We start from the raw sequence: 16,853 nt of genomic DNA, 5'->3' as shown, positions 1-16,853 counted from the left end.
TGGCTGCAGGGGGAGGAATGGTTTCATGATAAATATTTTTAAAAACTTTCAAAAAAAGGACTGGATGTTCATTTCATGTGCATTAGTCTTTATTATTTTACAAGTATGGCTTGATTTAAAGCTGCCAGATTATATGTCTGAAATTACAAGGCTGGTGCAGACAGAGGGAAGTGAGTTAAGCGACGTTTTAGCTCAAGGCGGATTTATGATGCTTTGTGCGATCGGAAGTATGGTTGCTTCGATTATCACGGTTTTCTTTGCCGCAAAAGTAGCCGCGGGCTTTTCGAATCGTCTCCGTAAAAAGGTTTTTGATAAGACATTATCTTTTTCAATGGAAGAGCTGTCTGGTTTTTCAACAGCTAGCTTAATAACTCGTTCGACAAATGATATTATGCAAGTTCAAATGCTGATTATATTAAGCTTACAAATTGTTATTAAGGCACCGATCATTGCCGTGTGGGGAATTTTAAAAATTACCGGGAAAAGCTGGGAATGGACTGCTGCTACAGGCGTGGCGATTGCGGTGCTATTAGTGCTGATTGCTACGATTGTGTTAGTTGCTCTTCCAAAATTCAAAGTTATCCAGAAGTTAACGGATAATCTTAACATGGTAACAAGAGAGCATTTAAACGGAATCCGTGTTGTTCATGCTTATAATGCAGCAAATTATCATGAGAGAAAATTTGAGAAAGCAAATAAGGAATTAACGGACACTAATCTATTCACTTCTCGGATCATGGCTCTGATGATGCCGACGATTTCCCTGATAATGTCGGGGATGACGCTGGCCATCTATTGGATTGGAGCAGTGTTAATCAATAATGCGGCAATGGCAGACCGCTTGCCGATATTCTCAGACATGGTTGTCTTTTCTTCCTATGCGATGCAAATTATTATGGCGTTTATGATGGTTTCCATTACATTTGTTCTTCTTCCTCGTGCGGCAGTTTCGATTAAGAGAATAAACGAAGTGCTGAATACCGATGTGAAAATTAAGAGTGGTTCGAAAACAGATGGAGACAAGGTAGGAGAGATTGAATTTCGCGATGTCAGCTTTAAATACCCTGGTGCGAGTGATTATATTCTCCGAAATATTAGCTTTACTGCTTCTAAAGGGGAGACTGTTGCGATTATTGGTTCTACTGGGAGCGGAAAAAGTACTCTGTTGAACTTGATACCTCGCTTTATGGAAGCAAGCGAGGGCGAAATTTTGGTAGATGGTCTAAATGTGAAGGATTATAAGCTAGAAGCATTACGAGACAAAATTGGATATGTATCGCAAAAAGCAGTTATGTTCAGTGGCTCTGTGTCTTCCAACATTACGTTTGGAGAGGAAGATAAGGATTCAGTGGAACAGACAAAAATCCAACGAGCAGTAGAAATTGCGCAAGGAAAAGACTTTATTGAAAAAATGGATCAGCAATATGAGGCCGCGATTTCACAAGGTGGAACCAATCTTTCTGGTGGACAGAAACAAAGATTATCGATTGCACGTGCCATTTATAAAGATCCAGAAGTCTATTTATTTGATGATTCTTTTTCCGCGTTGGACTATAAAACAGATCGTGTCCTCCGCTCTAAACTGAAAGAAGAGATCAATGATGCCACTAATATTATTGTGGCACAGCGAATTGGAACAATTAAGGATGCTGACCGCATTCTGGTATTAGATAAAGGCGAAGTGGTTGGAATGGGTACGCATGATGAGTTGATGGTAACTTGCGATGTTTATCAAGAAATTGCCTTATCACAATTATCAAAGGAGGAACTCGAAATTGGCTAAGAAAAACGAGGTAAAAGAAGCAAAAAATCCAACCCAAACGGAGGAGTTGGGGAACCAGCCAGCAAAATCGATTCCTCCGCGTGCAAAAGGGATGAATTTTTCCAGTTTAAAGCAGCTGGTCATTTACTGTAAGGCTTATTTTCCGATTATCATCTTTGCTTTAATTCTTGCGATGACAGCGGCAATCTTTAGCATTATCGGTCCTGATCAGCTAAGCAAAATGACGGATCATATTACAGCAGGACTGATGGGAGAAATTGATCTAGACGCTGTATATGATGTAGCGATTCTGCTGGTTTTCCTATATGGTTTAGGCTTTATTTTTAACTATGTGCAAGGCTATATTATGGCAACTGTTACCCAGAGAATTTCAAAACAATTAAGAAGAGACATTTCGGTAAAAATTAACCGTCTGCCTTTAAAATATTTTGATAATACAAAAACTGGTGATGTCCTTAGCCGGGTTACCAATGATGTCGATATGGTTGGACAGACAATGAACCAAAGTATTAGCAGCTTAATTACGGCTATTACTATGTTCGTCGGTTCCTTAATCATGATGTTCTATACAAACTGGATTATGGCTATTGCAGCTATTCTTTCCACCTTTATTGGTTTTGCGTTTATGTTCTTTATTATTTCGAAATCACAGAAATACTTTGCTCAACAGCAGCAAGAGCTTGGAAAACTAAATGGTCATATTGAAGAAATCTATTCTGGCCATAATGTCGTGAAAGCTTACAATGCTGAACAGCAGGCGAAGGACGATTTTTTTGCTATCAACACACGACTATATGAGAGTGCGTGGAAATCGCAATTTATGTCAGGGCTGATGATGCCGTTAATGATGTTTATTGGAAACTTTGGTTATGTGGTTGTATGTATTGTCGGGGCGGCTCTTGCCGTAAATGGCCATATTTCATTTGGTGTTATTGTTGCCTTTATGCTGTATATTCGCTTATTCACACAGCCGCTGCAACAAATTGCCCAAGCAGCAACAAATCTGCAGTCCACAGCAGCAGCAAGTGGGCGTGTTTTTGAGTTCTTGTCCGAGGAAGAACTAGCAGCAGAAGAGGAGAAAACAGCAAAATTGGCAAATATCAAAGGCGATGTGGAATTTAAGCATGTCCGTTTTGGCTACAGCGAAGATAAAACGATTATTGAAGACTTTTCCGTACAAGTAGCCGCTGGTCAGAAGGTCGCAATCGTAGGCCCGACTGGCGCTGGAAAAACAACATTAATTAATTTGCTCATGCGCTTCTATGAAATAAATGGCGGCGAGATAACGATTGACGGGATTCCAACCAACCAAATGACAAGAGAGGCCCTGCATGATCTTTTCTGTATGGTGCTGCAAGATACATGGATATTTGAAGGTTCTATCCGCGACAATATCGTTTATTCAAGAGAAGGAGTATCGGATGAAGAAGTAGAAGCTGCCTGCAAAGCAGTTGGCTTGCATCATTTTATCAAAACATTGCCAAACGGCTATGATACTATCTTGGATGACAAAACAAGTTTATCAGCAGGTCAAAAACAGCTTATCACCATCGCACGTGCCATGGTAAAAATGGCGCCATTACTTATCCTAGATGAAGCGACTAGCTCCGTGGATACCCGTACGGAATTACTGATCCAAACAGCAATGGATAAGCTGACAGAAGGAAAAACTTCCTTTGTGATCGCCCATAGACTTTCTACAATTAAAAATGCCGATTTAATACTTGTCATGAAAGACGGCGATATTATTGAAGCCGGAACACATAAAGAACTAATCGCGAAAAATGGATTTTACGCTGAGCTTTATAATAGCCAGTTTGAAGAAGCATCGTAATAAAAAGATTTTCATAGAAAAACTCGCTAGAATGTTGCGAGTTTTTCTTCCAGCTTCTTATAGAAAGGAGGTAAAAAATGTTAGATAGGCCGACATACATTTGGGAATCGATTGATTTCTTGAATCGATTTATTATGAAGAGCCTCCAAAGGCACGCAGAGGAGCATGGACTAACTGCTCCTCAAGCGCGTGTCATCCTAGAAGTTTTCCTTCATAAAAAAATAAGTGTGAAGGAGCTTACCCAAAATCTGCGCATCACACAAAGTACCGTTTCGGATATTGTAGAACGACTGACAGAAAAGGGCATTCTGATTAAGAAACCGAATCCGAAAGACAAACGATCCGTTCAGATTATGCTAACAGAAAGAATGCTAAAGAAAATCGAAGAAAAATCCCCAAAGCCCATTCAACAAATAATGGGAGCCGTCTTAGACAATTTGCAGCCAAGTGAGCAAGCAAAAGTCGAAGAAGGAATGAGATTATTAGTAGCCGCTGTCGGTAAGAAAATGGAAGCAGACGGTATCGATGATTTAGAAGATTTCGAAGTATTATTTTTGCCAAAGGAAAAGAAATGCACATAAAAAAGTCGGGTCTGGGACCTGACTTTTTTATGTTGGATTTATGCAGCCTATTTTGTTTATTTAGACATTGACTTTTCTAGCGTCATTTTCAAAATACATAAACTTCTTTAGTAAAATACATCTTTCTTTTCGCTGATCCTAAATCTCTACATAGGACAATCCGGGTGCTCCCATACATCAAAAAAATTTCCGTCAGGGTCTTTGAACGTGAAGAATTTGCCCCATTCCCCCTCATCCGTAATAGAAGGTCTTACAGAAACGCCCTCGGCTTTAAGCTTATTGTATAGTGCATGGATATTCTTTGTTCTAAAGGTGATAATCCAATGAGGTTTACCGTTAAGGGTAAATGTAGCAGTTGTATCAGTGTCTTTCTTCAATAAGTCAAGAATAGGTCTCCCGTTATTCCATAGACTTAACCGATCTTCCCGAGGAAACTTCACTTCAAAACCAAAATGTTTCACATACCATTCCGCAGTCTGAAAAATATCAGCCACTGGAAGACAACAATAGGCAATTCCTTCTAATCCAGTTTCTAAATAAGTTTCACGCATCTCTTCTCTCTTCTCGATAGGGGAATTATAAACCCTTCAGATACATTATTCTGCAATTGCGGAACAATTCCTCCTTATGAACAAAACAGTCACGTAAGACTTAAGGTTGTCCAAAATGAGATCAGATCATGGTTTACGAAATGTTATCGTTATTCTTTAAATGTGAGACTATGCATCAAAATTAAGCCTTAGGAACAATCGCAGAAATGAGGCAAATTATTTGAGTATCTCCTTATGGTTATTGACAAGAATATACTTTCGCCTAATATCGGCAAAGTTCTACCCAAACGCTTTACTTCTACCCTTTCATTTTATCATCCATTATTCCCCTGCTTCCACACTCAGCGACCCGCACACTAAACTCGCTAATATACTCTTCTTTCTTATGATAAAGCCCCACCGAGAATGTTTCGTAAATGTCACTGGTCACGGTTAAGTTTTGTTCCTGTACATAGTGAAGGAGCTTTTGCAAGGTTTGAAAGTACTCTGTAAATATGTTGGATTTTAATTTGATACATACATATGTCCCCTTCGGAATAACTGCTCGCTCTGCTTCATTGGAAAGGCTGGATAGCTGTTTTCGTAAAGGGACTGGTGTATAAAGATAGCTATAAGTAATCTCTTCCACTTTTTCATATTGTTTGAATGGAATAATGGAGCCATAGCCATTGTTGCGAAATTCTTCCTTTGTTGCTTTTTTTAGGTTGCTATAGGAAGGATTAAGAATGTTCTGTGGCCCAATATTTTTAACGCTTGTTTGGATAATGGCTTGATCTTCCTTTTCCATTAGGACGATTTCTCCAAACGGATATTCTTGTCTTTGCAATTCTTCGCGGAGCTCTCGAATAGACTGTTGTGTCTCCAGTAAGGAAGCGATTTTTTCGGATATCAGCTCTTCTTGTTTTTTCAAGAAAGCGACGAAATCCAAGTTATCTGTTTCTTGGATTTCTTTAATCTGCCCAAGAGGTGTGCCGATTGAAATAAGCAATTTAATAATATCAAGCCGATATAATTGTGTATCCCGATAATAGCGATAATTCGTTTTGGGATCGACATAAGCAGGTTTAAATAAGCCGATTTTATCATAATGGCGAAGTGCTTTAATGGTAATATTCGCCACTTTAGCGACTTCTCCAATGGAGTAAAGTTTCTCTTCCATCTTAATCAACTCCATCCATTCTAAGATTTAGCTAACGATTTTTGTCTCCAAATAAGAGTCAAGGCGATACCGATCGCTAAAAAGACAGCTGCGAAGTAGAAAGGATAATTTAAATCAATATCGAATAATATTCCTCCAATAATCGGGCCAAATACATTACCAATGCTTGTGAACATGGAATTCATCCCGCTGACAAAGCCTTGTTCGTCTCCCGCGATTCTGGAAAGATAGGTCGTCACGGCTGGCCGCATTAAATCAAAGCCAACGAAAACAATAATCGTAACAAGGAGAATGAGAGAGTAAGAATGCACAATTGTTAAAAGCAAGACTAGTATAGTGGAAAAAAGCAGGCTATATCGAATTAACAGAATTTCGCCCATCCACTTTGTCAATTTTTCAAATAAGGCTACTTGCGCAATGACTCCAACTGTCGCCCCACCTGTAATGATAATTGCAATATCCTTTGGCGTAAATCCAAACTTATGATCGACGAAAAGTGAAAATAGTGATTCAAAGGAAGATAAACCAAAGGATGAAATAAAGATAATAAGAAAAGAAATAAAATAGATAGGCACGAAAATTCGCTGCCAGCCCACCTTTTCTGCAATTGCTTGATTTTCCTCTGTCCGTCGCTCAGGCTCCCTTAAGGCGAAAAAGGAAAGAATCGCAGCTGTAAAGCCTAAGATTCCGGCAAAATAAAAAGGCATACGCGTCCCAATTTCTGCTAAAAATCCGCCAATTCCTGGGCCAATGATAAATCCAGTGGAAATAGCAGCAGACATATAGCCAAGTGCTTTCGGTCTAGCTTCCATTGTAGTAATATCGGCAATAAAAGCCGTAACAGCAGGCATAATAAACGCCGCACTAATCCCGCCAAGCACACGAGAAAGAAAAAGGATGCTGACAGTTTTACCGATTCCAAATAATAATTCAGACGCACCAAAGATAAGTAGTCCAATGACAATCATGCGCTTTCTTCCAAATTGATCGGCCCAGCGACCAGCTATAGGAGAAACAACAAGCTGGGCAATCGCAAAAGCTGCCACCATGTAACCAACAATCGCTCCAGAAAGATGAAGCTCATTCATAATCGTTGGAGTTACAGGAATAACCAGACCAATACCGAGAAAGGCAATGAATAAATTTATAAGTAAGATAGAAAGAGTAATATTCTGTCTAAGCATAATGTTCGTCTCCTTAAGAAGTATCTACAAAGATTAAGTGTAAACTCTCCTCTAAGGGTAGAGTCAATGGGGTCTGTAATTTTTCGTCAGAGTAATAATAATTTTTACACTATTTACAGAGAATATCCAAATGATTAACCTAAGAGTAGGAGTGTGAAAAATTGGGAGGTGTTCATCATAAGTACAAATAATCGTCTAGCTATGATTAAAGCTTTAAAGATTACTGTCGTTTCCTATTTAAGAGAGCATGGTTTTAAGGGGGCATTTCCACATTTTAGAAGACAAAAGGAGAATCATATTGATTTAATTACGTTCCAATTTAATCGTTATGGTGGATCATTTGTTGTGGAATTAGCATTTTGTCCGGCAGAGGGAATAACAACGAGCTGGGGAGAACATATCTCACCAAAAAAGGTAACGGCACATGATGTAAATGAACGATATCGGCTGAATGAAGACTTAAATGATGCTAGCAAACAATGGTTTCATTTCGAAAATGCCATAGATGAAAAAGATTATGAACAAGTTGCTTCAGAAGTAAAGCAGTTATTACATAGAAAGATAGAATAGGAGAACGGTTATGGATTGTATAGGCTGTAAATTAGCGAATAAAAACGAACCAGTTTACGTTGTATATGAGGACAATTATGTTTGTTGTTTTTTGGATCATCGTCCATTTAATGAAGGGCATACATTAATCTTGCCAAAGAAGCATTTTTATGAGGTAGAGGAACTGGATGAATCAACGTCCAAGTCAATAATGGAGGCATCCATCCTCCTTTCAAAAGTTATAAAAGAACTATATCATCCAGATGGAATAACGATATGCCAAAATGGGGGCGTCTTTAACGAACTTACCCATTATCATATGCATATTGTGCCAAGGTATGAAAATCAGTCATTTTCAACTTTTTATTCTGATGATGAATCAGCCAATATAGGAATAACAGAACGGTTAAAGGAAACACAAGAAAAGATGGTGGGAATTATAAATAAATTGTAAAAATCGATGCTTGGTAAGAAAGAATCCTTTTTCCTTATGGATTTTGGTAAATCTTGTTACTTTTGTTTCTGATTAACTTTGATTAATTAGAACAAATGTTCTATAATATGAATAGGGAGGTGTAAAATATGAGACCAAATCTTACAAAAGATATTAGTATAGATAGTTTTAAAGATTTTTATTGGTTAAAAGAGGAATTACAATCTTTTTGCAGGGAAAATGGAATAAGTGCATCGGGATCAAAAATAGAGATTTCCGATAGAATTGAAACATTACTTCGAACAGGAGAGATAAAGAAGCCGATTAGAAAGTCAAAGTTAAATAGTAAGTCAGAGATACCGGGCGATTTAAGTCTTGATACAATCATTTCGGAAAATCATCGTTGTAGTCAAAATGTAAGAGCCTTCTTCAAGACAGTTATTCCTAATTTTCATTTTTCTACGTATATCCAAAATTATTTTAAAAATAACATTGGAAAAACATATCGGGATGCAGTAGATGCTTGGTATAAAGAAGAAGAACGAAAGAAGGACCCATCATACAAGAAAATAATCGCTCCTCAATTCGAATACAATCAATTTATTCGTGATTTTTTTGCTGACATTAATAATCAAGAGAAGAGTCGTGAGGAAGCAATTGAAGCTTGGAACAATATCAAAAAACTTCCTGGAAGCAATAAATATACGTCTAATAATTAGCCAAGCACATCTTAACATTTCTACAGTGGTGTGGTTTGATTTTTGACAGGTATAAAGAACCATTGTTTGACTCGTTCATCACATGCCATTTGCTTGCCTATTTCCAGTCAACGGAACTAGTCTTCTGCCTTTTTTACGCCCTGTTCCTGTTTTCTTATCGATCCTATTAGCATTTCGGTCTTGTACCACGATATCTGCTATTAGTGAATCCTGGTTATGGATTTATTAGTATGATATTTTTATCCTTCCTGTTTTGGTTTTGTGTGGTCTTATTATATAATATATTTTCCCTGTATATGACCATTATGATTTTTCGCTAGTTCAATATGTCAAACACGCCATATTCTTTCCTTTGACGCCCTTTCCAAACGATGGTCATGCCAGTCGGAATTATCGCCGTCTATTTGTTGTTTCATTATAAACCAGTGATAGTGTTTTTTATAGGCGGAGGTTTATTAGCCTATATTTTAATGTTTTTAGGGTCTTTTTCGTTTGCGGGATGTTGAATAACGAAATCCATTGATTCACCATTAAACGTCTGAAAAGGTGGCTATGCTTTTCTAGACGTTTTTTACGGTGTGTCCTCTAAAAAGTAAAAGGGATTTTAAGATTAGGGCTGTCGATACTTTTGAAATCTAATCCCATTGTCACCTGTATTACTTAATCTTCTTCTTAAAAATAATATATCCTTATACATTTTCATGCTTATGACAATCATTGCCGCACTAAATAGACTGGATAAAATCGTGCTCGCAAATAACAGCCAGATGATTTTTTTAGCGCTATTCCACATCATTGTGACACCCCCTAGTTAGAAGGTATTATTTGTAAAAGCAAGAGGAATTATGTTGTTTTTGTGCTTGATAAGTTCTTCCATTTATACTCCTCATAAAAAAGACAACCCTAAGTGCAAAATACACTTAAAGCTGTCCTTCAACATTTATTCCCCAGTCATCAATTTTTTCCCATCCTCTTTCTCTGGCAAGTAAATCTGCTGACTAGGCAAGGCAATTTCAATTCCGTGTTTCTCTAAGATACTAAGTATTTGTAAATTTGTGTCTTCTTTCACTGCTAGGTATTCAGCCCAAATAGTTGTCTTCGTGAAAAAGTAGACAAAGATACCTAATGAATAATCACGGAAATCGGTAAAACGAACCATTATCGCATCGGGATGTACACCTGGATGTGCACGCAGCATTTCGTCTATTTCTTTTAAAGCTGTTTTTAGCTTTTCATTTGGCGTACGATAGGAAATGGCTAGTTCATAGTCTATTCGTCGTTTTGACATCTTCGACCAGTTTGTAATAGCTTCATTGGAAAGTTTGGAGTTTGGCACGGTTACAATCGTATCAGCGAATGTGCGAATTTGCGTACTGCGGAAGGAAATATCCTCAACGGTTCCTTCTACAGAAGGCGTTTGAATCCAGTCACCTTTTGAAAATGGTTTTTCCGTGATAATCACGACACCGCCGAAGAAGTTGGCGACCGTGTCCTGTGCAGCTAAGGAGAAGGCAAGACCTGCAACTCCGAGACCGGCAACAAAGGCACCAATTTGAATTTCCCAAACATCTAGAATGCTGACAGCCGTAAAAATGACGACAAGCATACGGAATACTCTTCCTAAGAAAGGAATCAGCATACTATCTGAATCTAATTTGGTTCGAGAAATCATTCGTTCGAACGGATTCGACTGATCGGAAAAATAATTAAAGATTCCCCAGCCGATCAATCCAATAATAAACGACTTATATAGCAGCTTTACAAAGTTAAAGGTAGTAATCGGGAATGGCAAATAAGTAAGTGCCAAGTATGTACCGAGAATCACCCAGAACCATCGTAGCGGTTTTTCAAATGCTAGCAATATTTTTGAAACAATATCTACCGGCAGTTTCTTTACCATTGCTAATACTAACTTGTATATATAGGCGGTAAAAAGCTTTCGAAATCCTAAAAAGACAAGAAAGATTAACAAGGCGATACCTAAATCAATCCAGTTAAAACGTTGAAAGGCAGCGATAAATCGCTCCATTTGGGACCAATGAAAATCACTCATCTAAAATCACCTCGAGGAACATTATAGCATAGGAGGGGAGGAACCAAAGAATACGAAGGGAACAGTAAATAAATTGTAATATGAATTCCTTAATATAGAAAAAAGGATCAGCGATCATGCTAATCCTTTTTAACTATTACTAAAATCTTTTAAAATACTCTTCAATTCCATCGGCGATGGCTTTTGCTGTTTTATCCTGATAGCTGCTTGATACAAGCTTTTGACGTTCCGTTGGATTATTGATAAATCCTAACTCTAGTAACGTAGCAGGTACAGCCGTTTCACGTAAAACTGCAAGTGTTTCACCGTAGATACCACGGTTATTGGCACCTGTTGCACCAACCATATTCTTCTGTAGCAAATCAGCCAGCAAGGTACTTTTCATAATCCGGTTTGGATCATTGTGGTTTTTGCTATTGATTTGAGAAGGGTAAGCTGGGTTGTATTTATAGAAAATAGATTCCATTCCAGATACCGTAGTTGAACCAGTGCCTGTTGAGTTATGATGAATACTCACAAAGATATCTGGATTTAAAGCATTTGCTTTTTTCGAACGATCTAGTAAGGAAACATACGTGTCATTTGTACGGGACATATAGACGATATAGCCACGGCTTTTCAGCAGCTTCTCTACCTTCTTAGCTACTGCTAAGTTTAAGTTCGCTTCGGTATAACCGCCTGCTACTGCCCCAGGGTCTGATCCGCCATGGCCAGGATCTAGGAAAACGGCTTTCGCTTGTTTAAATGCACTAGCTGCACTAACAGCGGAGCCAGTTCCTTTAGGAACAATTTTAATTTCGATAGACTCTAATCGTTTCGATAATCCTTCCGATCCAGCCTTCATTCCATTTTTCGCCCAGCCAAGCCAGCCATAGTTTTGTGCATGGACACGGTAGTAAACATCGAAATATTTCTCCATATCACTAGTTAAACTGATTTTGATTGCTTCCAATCGTTTGCTCTTTCCAACAGTACCGGAAATTTCTCCATTAGAAGAATTTGTTACCCAGCCTGTACCTTGGATATGTGTGGAATAAACAATATCTCCTTGGAAAGAAGCATTGTTTAATTCGATCTTAATAGCTTCTAAACGTTTTGCTTGTCCAGTGGTACCGCTTGAAGCACCGTCTTTCACAGAAGAAATCCAGCCTTTGCCTTGTACATGGGTACTATAGGACACAGAAGGCTTTTTCACAAAGGAAGTACTTGTCGAACCAGGCGCCTGTGCACCTTTATTTACAAGGACAATTTCAATTCCTTCTAAACGCTTCGCAAGACCTTCTGTACCAGCAGATGCACCGTTCTTCGCCCAGCCAAGCCAGCCGTAAGTTTGTGCATGAACACGGTAATAGACGTCATAATGTTTGGCCATATCGCCTGTTAAATTAATGCGAATACCTTCGAGACGTTTACTCTGTCCTGACGTACCAGAAAGTGCGCCATTCGACACAGCGTTTTGCCAGCCGATACTTTGAACATGTGTGGAATACTCGATACTTCCACTGTATGGTTTATTCTTTAAATCAATTTTAATTCCTTCTAGTCGATTGGACTGTCCAGAAGTTCCGCTCATTTCTCCATCCGCAACCGCATCCTGCCAGCCGATTGTCTGAACATGTGTTGCATATGTAACAGATGGTTTTGTAATAAAGGAGTTATCAGTTGAGCCAGGCGCCTGCGCACCTTTTGCTACTAGTTTGATTTCCATTGCTTCTACTCGTTTGGAAAGCCCTTCCGTACCAGCAGATGCACCATTCTTTGCCCAGCCTAGCCAGCCAAATGTTTGAACATGAAGCCGATAATAGATGTCATAGTGCTTTGCCATATCCCCAGTTAAAGCTATTTGGACTGCTTCCATACGCTTTCCTTCACCAGGCGCACCACTTTCTGCTCCATCGGTCTTGCTTGTCATCCAGCCATAGCCTTGTACATGGGTTTTGTAGGTAACGCTGCCAGCGTAATTTGCATTGGCAAGGTAAATTTTCATTGCTTCTAATTGTTTCGATTGCCCGCTAGTTCCAGATAATATCCCGTCTTTAACAGGAGATTGCCATTTTCCATCAACAAAGCTTGCATAATTAATAGAAGGATTTAATACAGCAGATTGTATCATTGCACGAGAGGCTTTTGCTTTCGGCATTACAGAAGGACTTTCTTCTGTAGTTGTGCTTTTAGAAGTTTCCTCATTTTCGAGGGAAGCATCCTGATTATTCTCTGGCTGTACAATTTCATCATCCTGTGTTTCTTCCGGAACTTCCTCACTAGGAGTGGAAGGTTCTTCTACTTTTTCAGAAGAAGAGGGGTCTGTTACAAAATTTAATGCATCATATTCTTCCTTCGTAATCAATGCTTTTTGTTGATTCTCGTCTATAGAATAATAAGTTAATCCTTGATTGTGAACAACCGTCCCATATTCATCCAAGGTTTTTACTTCTTCAATCGATGTACCGTTATCATTTTGTGCTATGACAGTAACCTGATCTGTGAAAGTAACCGGTTCGACCTGTTCTATTTTGTAAGAATCAGATGGAACGATTCGATAAAGTATACTTTCTTCCTCAGAAAGCGGGAGCTGCTCTCGATCTTCTCCGACATTCATTGAAAATACTTCGTGATCACCTAATGAGTCAGTTAGATAACCTTCAACAGCTTCTTGCTTTTCATTTGTCCAGCCATTTAAGTGTAAAACAACTTCCTCATTCAGGTTGATTTCCTGCTTTTCGCCATTATAGTAAATAAAATAATAGCTAGAGCTAATATCCAACTCATTCGTATCAGCCTTTTCCATAGCATGTCCGATACTTAAGTTAGAAGGAAACACCAAACTAAATACCAATACAGCAACTAACAAAAATACTCTTTTCCTCATCACCAAAACCCTTCTTATTTTTTTACAGAGAAATCTGTATAACACTACTATTCTATCATAATTTCGGTGGTCCAAAGCACTATTTTTATCCTATTATCTTGGTATATGTTACCAATTGATGATGTTTATAGGATATAAGAACTAGTATAATAGGGGTATCTTTTTTGCTGTTTTAACGATAGTCAACAATATAGCTGACTAATCTCTTCATTTTTCCATTCTGGGAAGTTAAAATTTGAAAAACTTTAAAATAAACGGATAATTATCACTGTCTCTAGTAAATTCCAATTATAACTATAAAATGAAATCAAATACAGAAAAAATAGTGAGCATTTACATTTGGAGGGAGTATTGACAAGATATTATTAAGAAAGTGAAAAAATAAAAAAATCGTTAAAAATTCCTATCGCAAGGAAATAGAAAAGATGTATAATAGACATAAGTTCTTTATAGAGAACGATAAAACGAAGGATGAACTTATATTAAGTACGATATTAGGAGGTAAGCAATTGGAAGGAATAAAGTCGGTTAAAGAGATTTTAGCTATTTTGAAAAAAAGAATGTTACTTATCATGATAGTATCCATTGGAGCTGGCATTGTAAGCGGCTTATATACTAATTATAAAATAACGCCGCTCTATCAAAGCAGCTCACAGCTTTTGGTTAATAAGAATATTGAAAAAGTCGTTGATGTCAGTGAACTGGATGTAAGATCCAATATGGATTTAATCGATACATATATTGTCATTATCAGAAATCCAGTCATCTTAAATGATGTGGTTGAAAAGCTCCAATTACCAATAACGGCAGAGCAATTAAGTAGTCAAATCCAAGTTGCTAAACAAGATTCTACACAAGTTTTAAATGTAACAACTACAGACACTAATCCAGAACGAGCTGCAAAAATTACCAATACTACTATTACTACTTTTTTAGAAAAACTGCCATCCTTAATGAAGGTTAATAATGTGCAAATAATGAATGAAGCAATAGTAAATGAAAAGCCGATCAGCCCTAGTATAACTGTTAATATAGGAATCGCGGTTGCTTTAGGAGCCATTATGGGAGTGGGATTAGTCTTATTATTTGCCTTTTTAGATACGACCGTAAGATCAAAATCAGATTTAGAAAAATTAAATATAAAAGTAGTAGGAACGCTATCTGCTATTTCTGAAAAAGACAGAATCCCTCAATCACTTATGGAATCCTTAAAAGCTGAAAGGAGATCGTTAAATGTCACCACTACCGAAACGGAAATCTAAATTAGAAAGGGTAAGTAATCTATTATCCCATCTAAAACCCAAATCGCCAATTAGAGAACAATACCATGCAATACGTGCTAGCATTCAGTTAGCTATTAATGAAAATCAGATTAAAACCTTAGCAATTGTATCTGGAGAAGAATCAGAAGGAAAATCTACCTTTTCTGCTAATTTAGCAATAGCTTTTGCAGAGGTAGGAAAAAGAGTTCTTCTTGTTGACTCCAATTTTCGTCATCCAACATTACACACATCATTTGAAGAAAATAATGAATTTGGTTTAAGCACTATACTAGTAAACAGGGACAGGCTAGAAGAATGTGTAATAGAAACACCTATTGACCATCTTGACCTGCTAACTAGTGGACCTGTACCTCCTAATCCATCAGAACTACTCGGTTCACCTGCAATGGAGATGTTAGTAAGTAACGTATCCCATCAGTACGATATGGTTATATTTGATACGCCATCACTAGTATCTGTCGCTGATTCTTTATTACTATCGAATATATCAGACGGGGTATTAATGGTAGTACGCAGCAATAAAAACAATATAGAAACAGTTGAATTTACACGAGATATGCTTTCGAATTCCAAAGCGATTTTTTTAGGTGCAGTGCTTAATGATGAGCGTGTGAGTAAAAGGCAGCGCAAAAAAGTGAGAATAAACTAGAGCTGAATCGAAACCTGCTAACTTACGTATTTTTTTTAAAATAAACGTTATTCGACAAAAAATGCTATTTCCTTCTAGTGGATACATTGCTATAATGACGATTAGTTAATCGTTCTTCAAAAAGAACAAATTAGTTTAAATATAAATATTGTATTTTTTTATGTTCTTTTAGAATACAGGCCTTTATCAGGCTATATATTTTTAATGAGTCGTTCTTTATTAAGAATAAGTTGTTTTTTGAAATGAATTTTTTGGTGATGTCTCTTAACCAATATCAATAGAGGCACTCGGTCATGCTGTGGGTAGAATGAAGGCTCTACCTTAGCGCTAGTCTGCAAAAGTGTGATGTGAGGAGAGGTTAAATGCCTCATTTTAAAAAAATTTAACGAAGGAAACCAGTTCGTTTTCTTCGTTAAGTTTTTTTAAAAGAGAAATAAATATTATTATCATTGTTACTAGATAAATAATATTTATTGTAACTCGAACATATTAATTAGCAGTTAACAAGAAAGCTGGTGAAAGTAGTTGTCGTTAGGAGAAAAAACATTAGTAAGAGAATTAAATGCAAGGACAGAAGAATTGCTGATCAAAGAGCAGAAAGCTTATCTTCTTTTCAAAAGAGTTTTCGACATTCTCTGTGCCATCATAGGGCTGCTTATACTTTCGGTATTATTCTTCATTATTGGATTATTAATAAAGCTCGAGGACAAACGGGGATCAGTCTTTTTTAAACAGACGAGAATTGGAAAAGATGGTAAACCCTTTGAGATGTATAAGTTCCGTTCTATGGTATCCAATGCAGAAGACCTTAAAGCCTCGTTAATGGATAAAAATGAGGCAACGGGTCCTGTGTTTAAAATAAAGGACGATCCAAGAGTAACAAGAGTCGGAAAATTTATCCGCAAGACTAGTATCGATGAACTTCCACAATTAATAAATGTTATAAAAGGAGAAATGAGTTTAGTAGGACCAAGGCCTTCCCTTCCACAAGAAGTAGCTGCCTATTCATCATATGAAAGACAAAGATTAAAGATAGTTCCAGGCATCACCTGCTATTGGCAAGTTGGTGGAAGAAGCAATCTTAGTTTTAGTGAATGGGTAGAGCTTGATCTTAAATATATAAGAGAAAGAAACCTATTTATTGATTTTAAGTTAATCATTAAAACATTTTTTGTCCTATTTGGATCAAAGGACGCCTTTTGAGTG

The 16,853-nt window shown here is 37.5% G+C and carries 15 protein-coding genes; 9 read left to right on the top strand and 6 right to left on the bottom strand.

Annotated elements, in window-relative coordinates:
* The first annotated feature begins 25 nt into the window (after positions 1-25).
* The 3 genes from NSS71_RS17165 to NSS71_RS17155 all read left to right on the top strand — a co-directional run bounded on the left by NSS71_RS17165 (position 26) and on the right by NSS71_RS17155 (position 4,198).
* Positions 26-1,783 (top strand): ABC transporter ATP-binding protein, encoded by a 1,758-nt coding sequence (locus tag NSS71_RS17165; protein WP_341151866.1) that lies wholly within the window; start codon positions 26-28, stop codon positions 1,781-1,783.
* Positions 1,776-3,617, top strand: coding sequence for an ABC transporter ATP-binding protein (locus tag NSS71_RS17160; protein WP_445668937.1), 1,842 nt, complete (start codon positions 1,776-1,778; stop codon positions 3,615-3,617). Before NSS71_RS17165 ends, NSS71_RS17160 begins: the two co-directional genes overlap by 8 nt.
* Before the next feature lie 77 nt (positions 3,618-3,694).
* Positions 3,695-4,198, top strand: coding sequence for a MarR family winged helix-turn-helix transcriptional regulator (locus NSS71_RS17155; RefSeq protein WP_047942600.1), 504 nt, complete (start codon positions 3,695-3,697; stop codon positions 4,196-4,198).
* 146 nt (positions 4,199-4,344) lie between these two features.
* On the opposite strand, the gene NSS71_RS17150 is transcribed toward NSS71_RS17155, so the two are convergent.
* The 3 genes from NSS71_RS17150 to NSS71_RS17140 form a co-directional block, all read right to left on the bottom strand.
* A complete protein-coding gene (locus NSS71_RS17150) occupies positions 4,345-4,749 on the bottom strand; it encodes a VOC family protein (RefSeq protein ID WP_061799545.1) in 405 nt (134 codons plus the stop codon).
* 298 nt (positions 4,750-5,047) lie between these two features.
* Positions 5,048-5,908 carry a MerR family transcriptional regulator gene (locus NSS71_RS17145; protein ID WP_061799543.1) on the bottom strand — a complete coding sequence of 287 codons (861 nt, stop codon included), beginning with the start codon at positions 5,906-5,908 and terminating at the stop codon, positions 5,048-5,050.
* Between the two features lie 20 nt (positions 5,909-5,928).
* On the bottom strand, positions 5,929-7,092 hold the full coding sequence (locus tag NSS71_RS17140) for an MFS transporter (RefSeq protein ID WP_341151865.1): 1,164 nt from the start codon (positions 7,090-7,092) through the stop codon (positions 5,929-5,931).
* Positions 7,093-7,245: 153 nt separating this feature from the next.
* Here NSS71_RS17140 and NSS71_RS17135 point away from each other — a divergent pair, with 153 nt between their 5' ends.
* From NSS71_RS17135 to NSS71_RS17125, 3 genes are all read left to right on the top strand, one after another.
* Positions 7,246-7,662 (top strand): DUF4304 domain-containing protein, encoded by a 417-nt coding sequence (locus NSS71_RS17135; RefSeq protein ID WP_156485437.1) that lies wholly within the window; start codon positions 7,246-7,248, stop codon positions 7,660-7,662.
* 10 nt (positions 7,663-7,672) lie between these two features.
* Entirely contained in the window at positions 7,673-8,095 is a 423-nt protein-coding gene (locus NSS71_RS17130; protein ID WP_341151864.1) for an HIT family protein, read from the top strand.
* Between the two features lie 128 nt (positions 8,096-8,223).
* Entirely contained in the window at positions 8,224-8,793 is a 570-nt protein-coding gene (locus NSS71_RS17125; RefSeq protein ID WP_341151863.1) for a DUF6434 domain-containing protein, read from the top strand.
* Between the two features lie 610 nt (positions 8,794-9,403).
* On the opposite strand, the gene NSS71_RS17120 is transcribed toward NSS71_RS17125, so the two are convergent.
* The 3 genes from NSS71_RS17120 to NSS71_RS17110 form a co-directional block, all read right to left on the bottom strand.
* Positions 9,404-9,589, bottom strand: coding sequence for a hypothetical protein (locus tag NSS71_RS17120; RefSeq protein WP_047942592.1), 186 nt, complete (start codon positions 9,587-9,589; stop codon positions 9,404-9,406).
* 144 nt (positions 9,590-9,733) lie between these two features.
* Complete coding sequence (locus tag NSS71_RS17115) at positions 9,734-10,846, bottom strand: mechanosensitive ion channel family protein (protein WP_341151862.1); 1,113 nt, start codon at positions 10,844-10,846, stop codon at positions 9,734-9,736.
* Positions 10,847-10,985: 139 nt separating this feature from the next.
* Complete coding sequence (locus NSS71_RS17110) at positions 10,986-13,715, bottom strand: N-acetylmuramoyl-L-alanine amidase (RefSeq protein ID WP_341151861.1); 2,730 nt, start codon at positions 13,713-13,715, stop codon at positions 10,986-10,988.
* 425 nt (positions 13,716-14,140) lie between these two features.
* On the opposite strand from NSS71_RS17110, the gene NSS71_RS17105 reads away from it, so the two are divergent.
* From NSS71_RS17105 to NSS71_RS17095, 3 genes are all read left to right on the top strand, one after another.
* A complete protein-coding gene (locus NSS71_RS17105) occupies positions 14,141-14,977 on the top strand; it encodes a YveK family protein (protein WP_082138343.1) in 837 nt (278 codons plus the stop codon).
* Positions 14,949-15,647 (top strand): CpsD/CapB family tyrosine-protein kinase, encoded by a 699-nt coding sequence (locus NSS71_RS17100; RefSeq protein ID WP_047942589.1) that lies wholly within the window; start codon positions 14,949-14,951, stop codon positions 15,645-15,647. Before NSS71_RS17105 ends, NSS71_RS17100 begins: the two co-directional genes overlap by 29 nt.
* 579 nt (positions 15,648-16,226) lie before the next feature.
* Positions 16,227-16,850, top strand: coding sequence for a sugar transferase (locus NSS71_RS17095; protein WP_268876241.1), 624 nt, complete (start codon positions 16,227-16,229; stop codon positions 16,848-16,850).
* The last annotated feature ends 3 nt before the right edge of the window (positions 16,851-16,853 follow it).

It is taken from the genome of Niallia sp. FSL W8-0951 (assembly GCF_038006525.1).
Taxonomy (GTDB): Bacteria; Bacillota; Bacilli; order Bacillales; family Cytobacillaceae; genus Niallia; species Niallia circulans.
The sequence above is the reverse complement of the archived record's forward strand: the minus strand, read 5'-3'. Positions and strand labels throughout refer to the sequence as shown.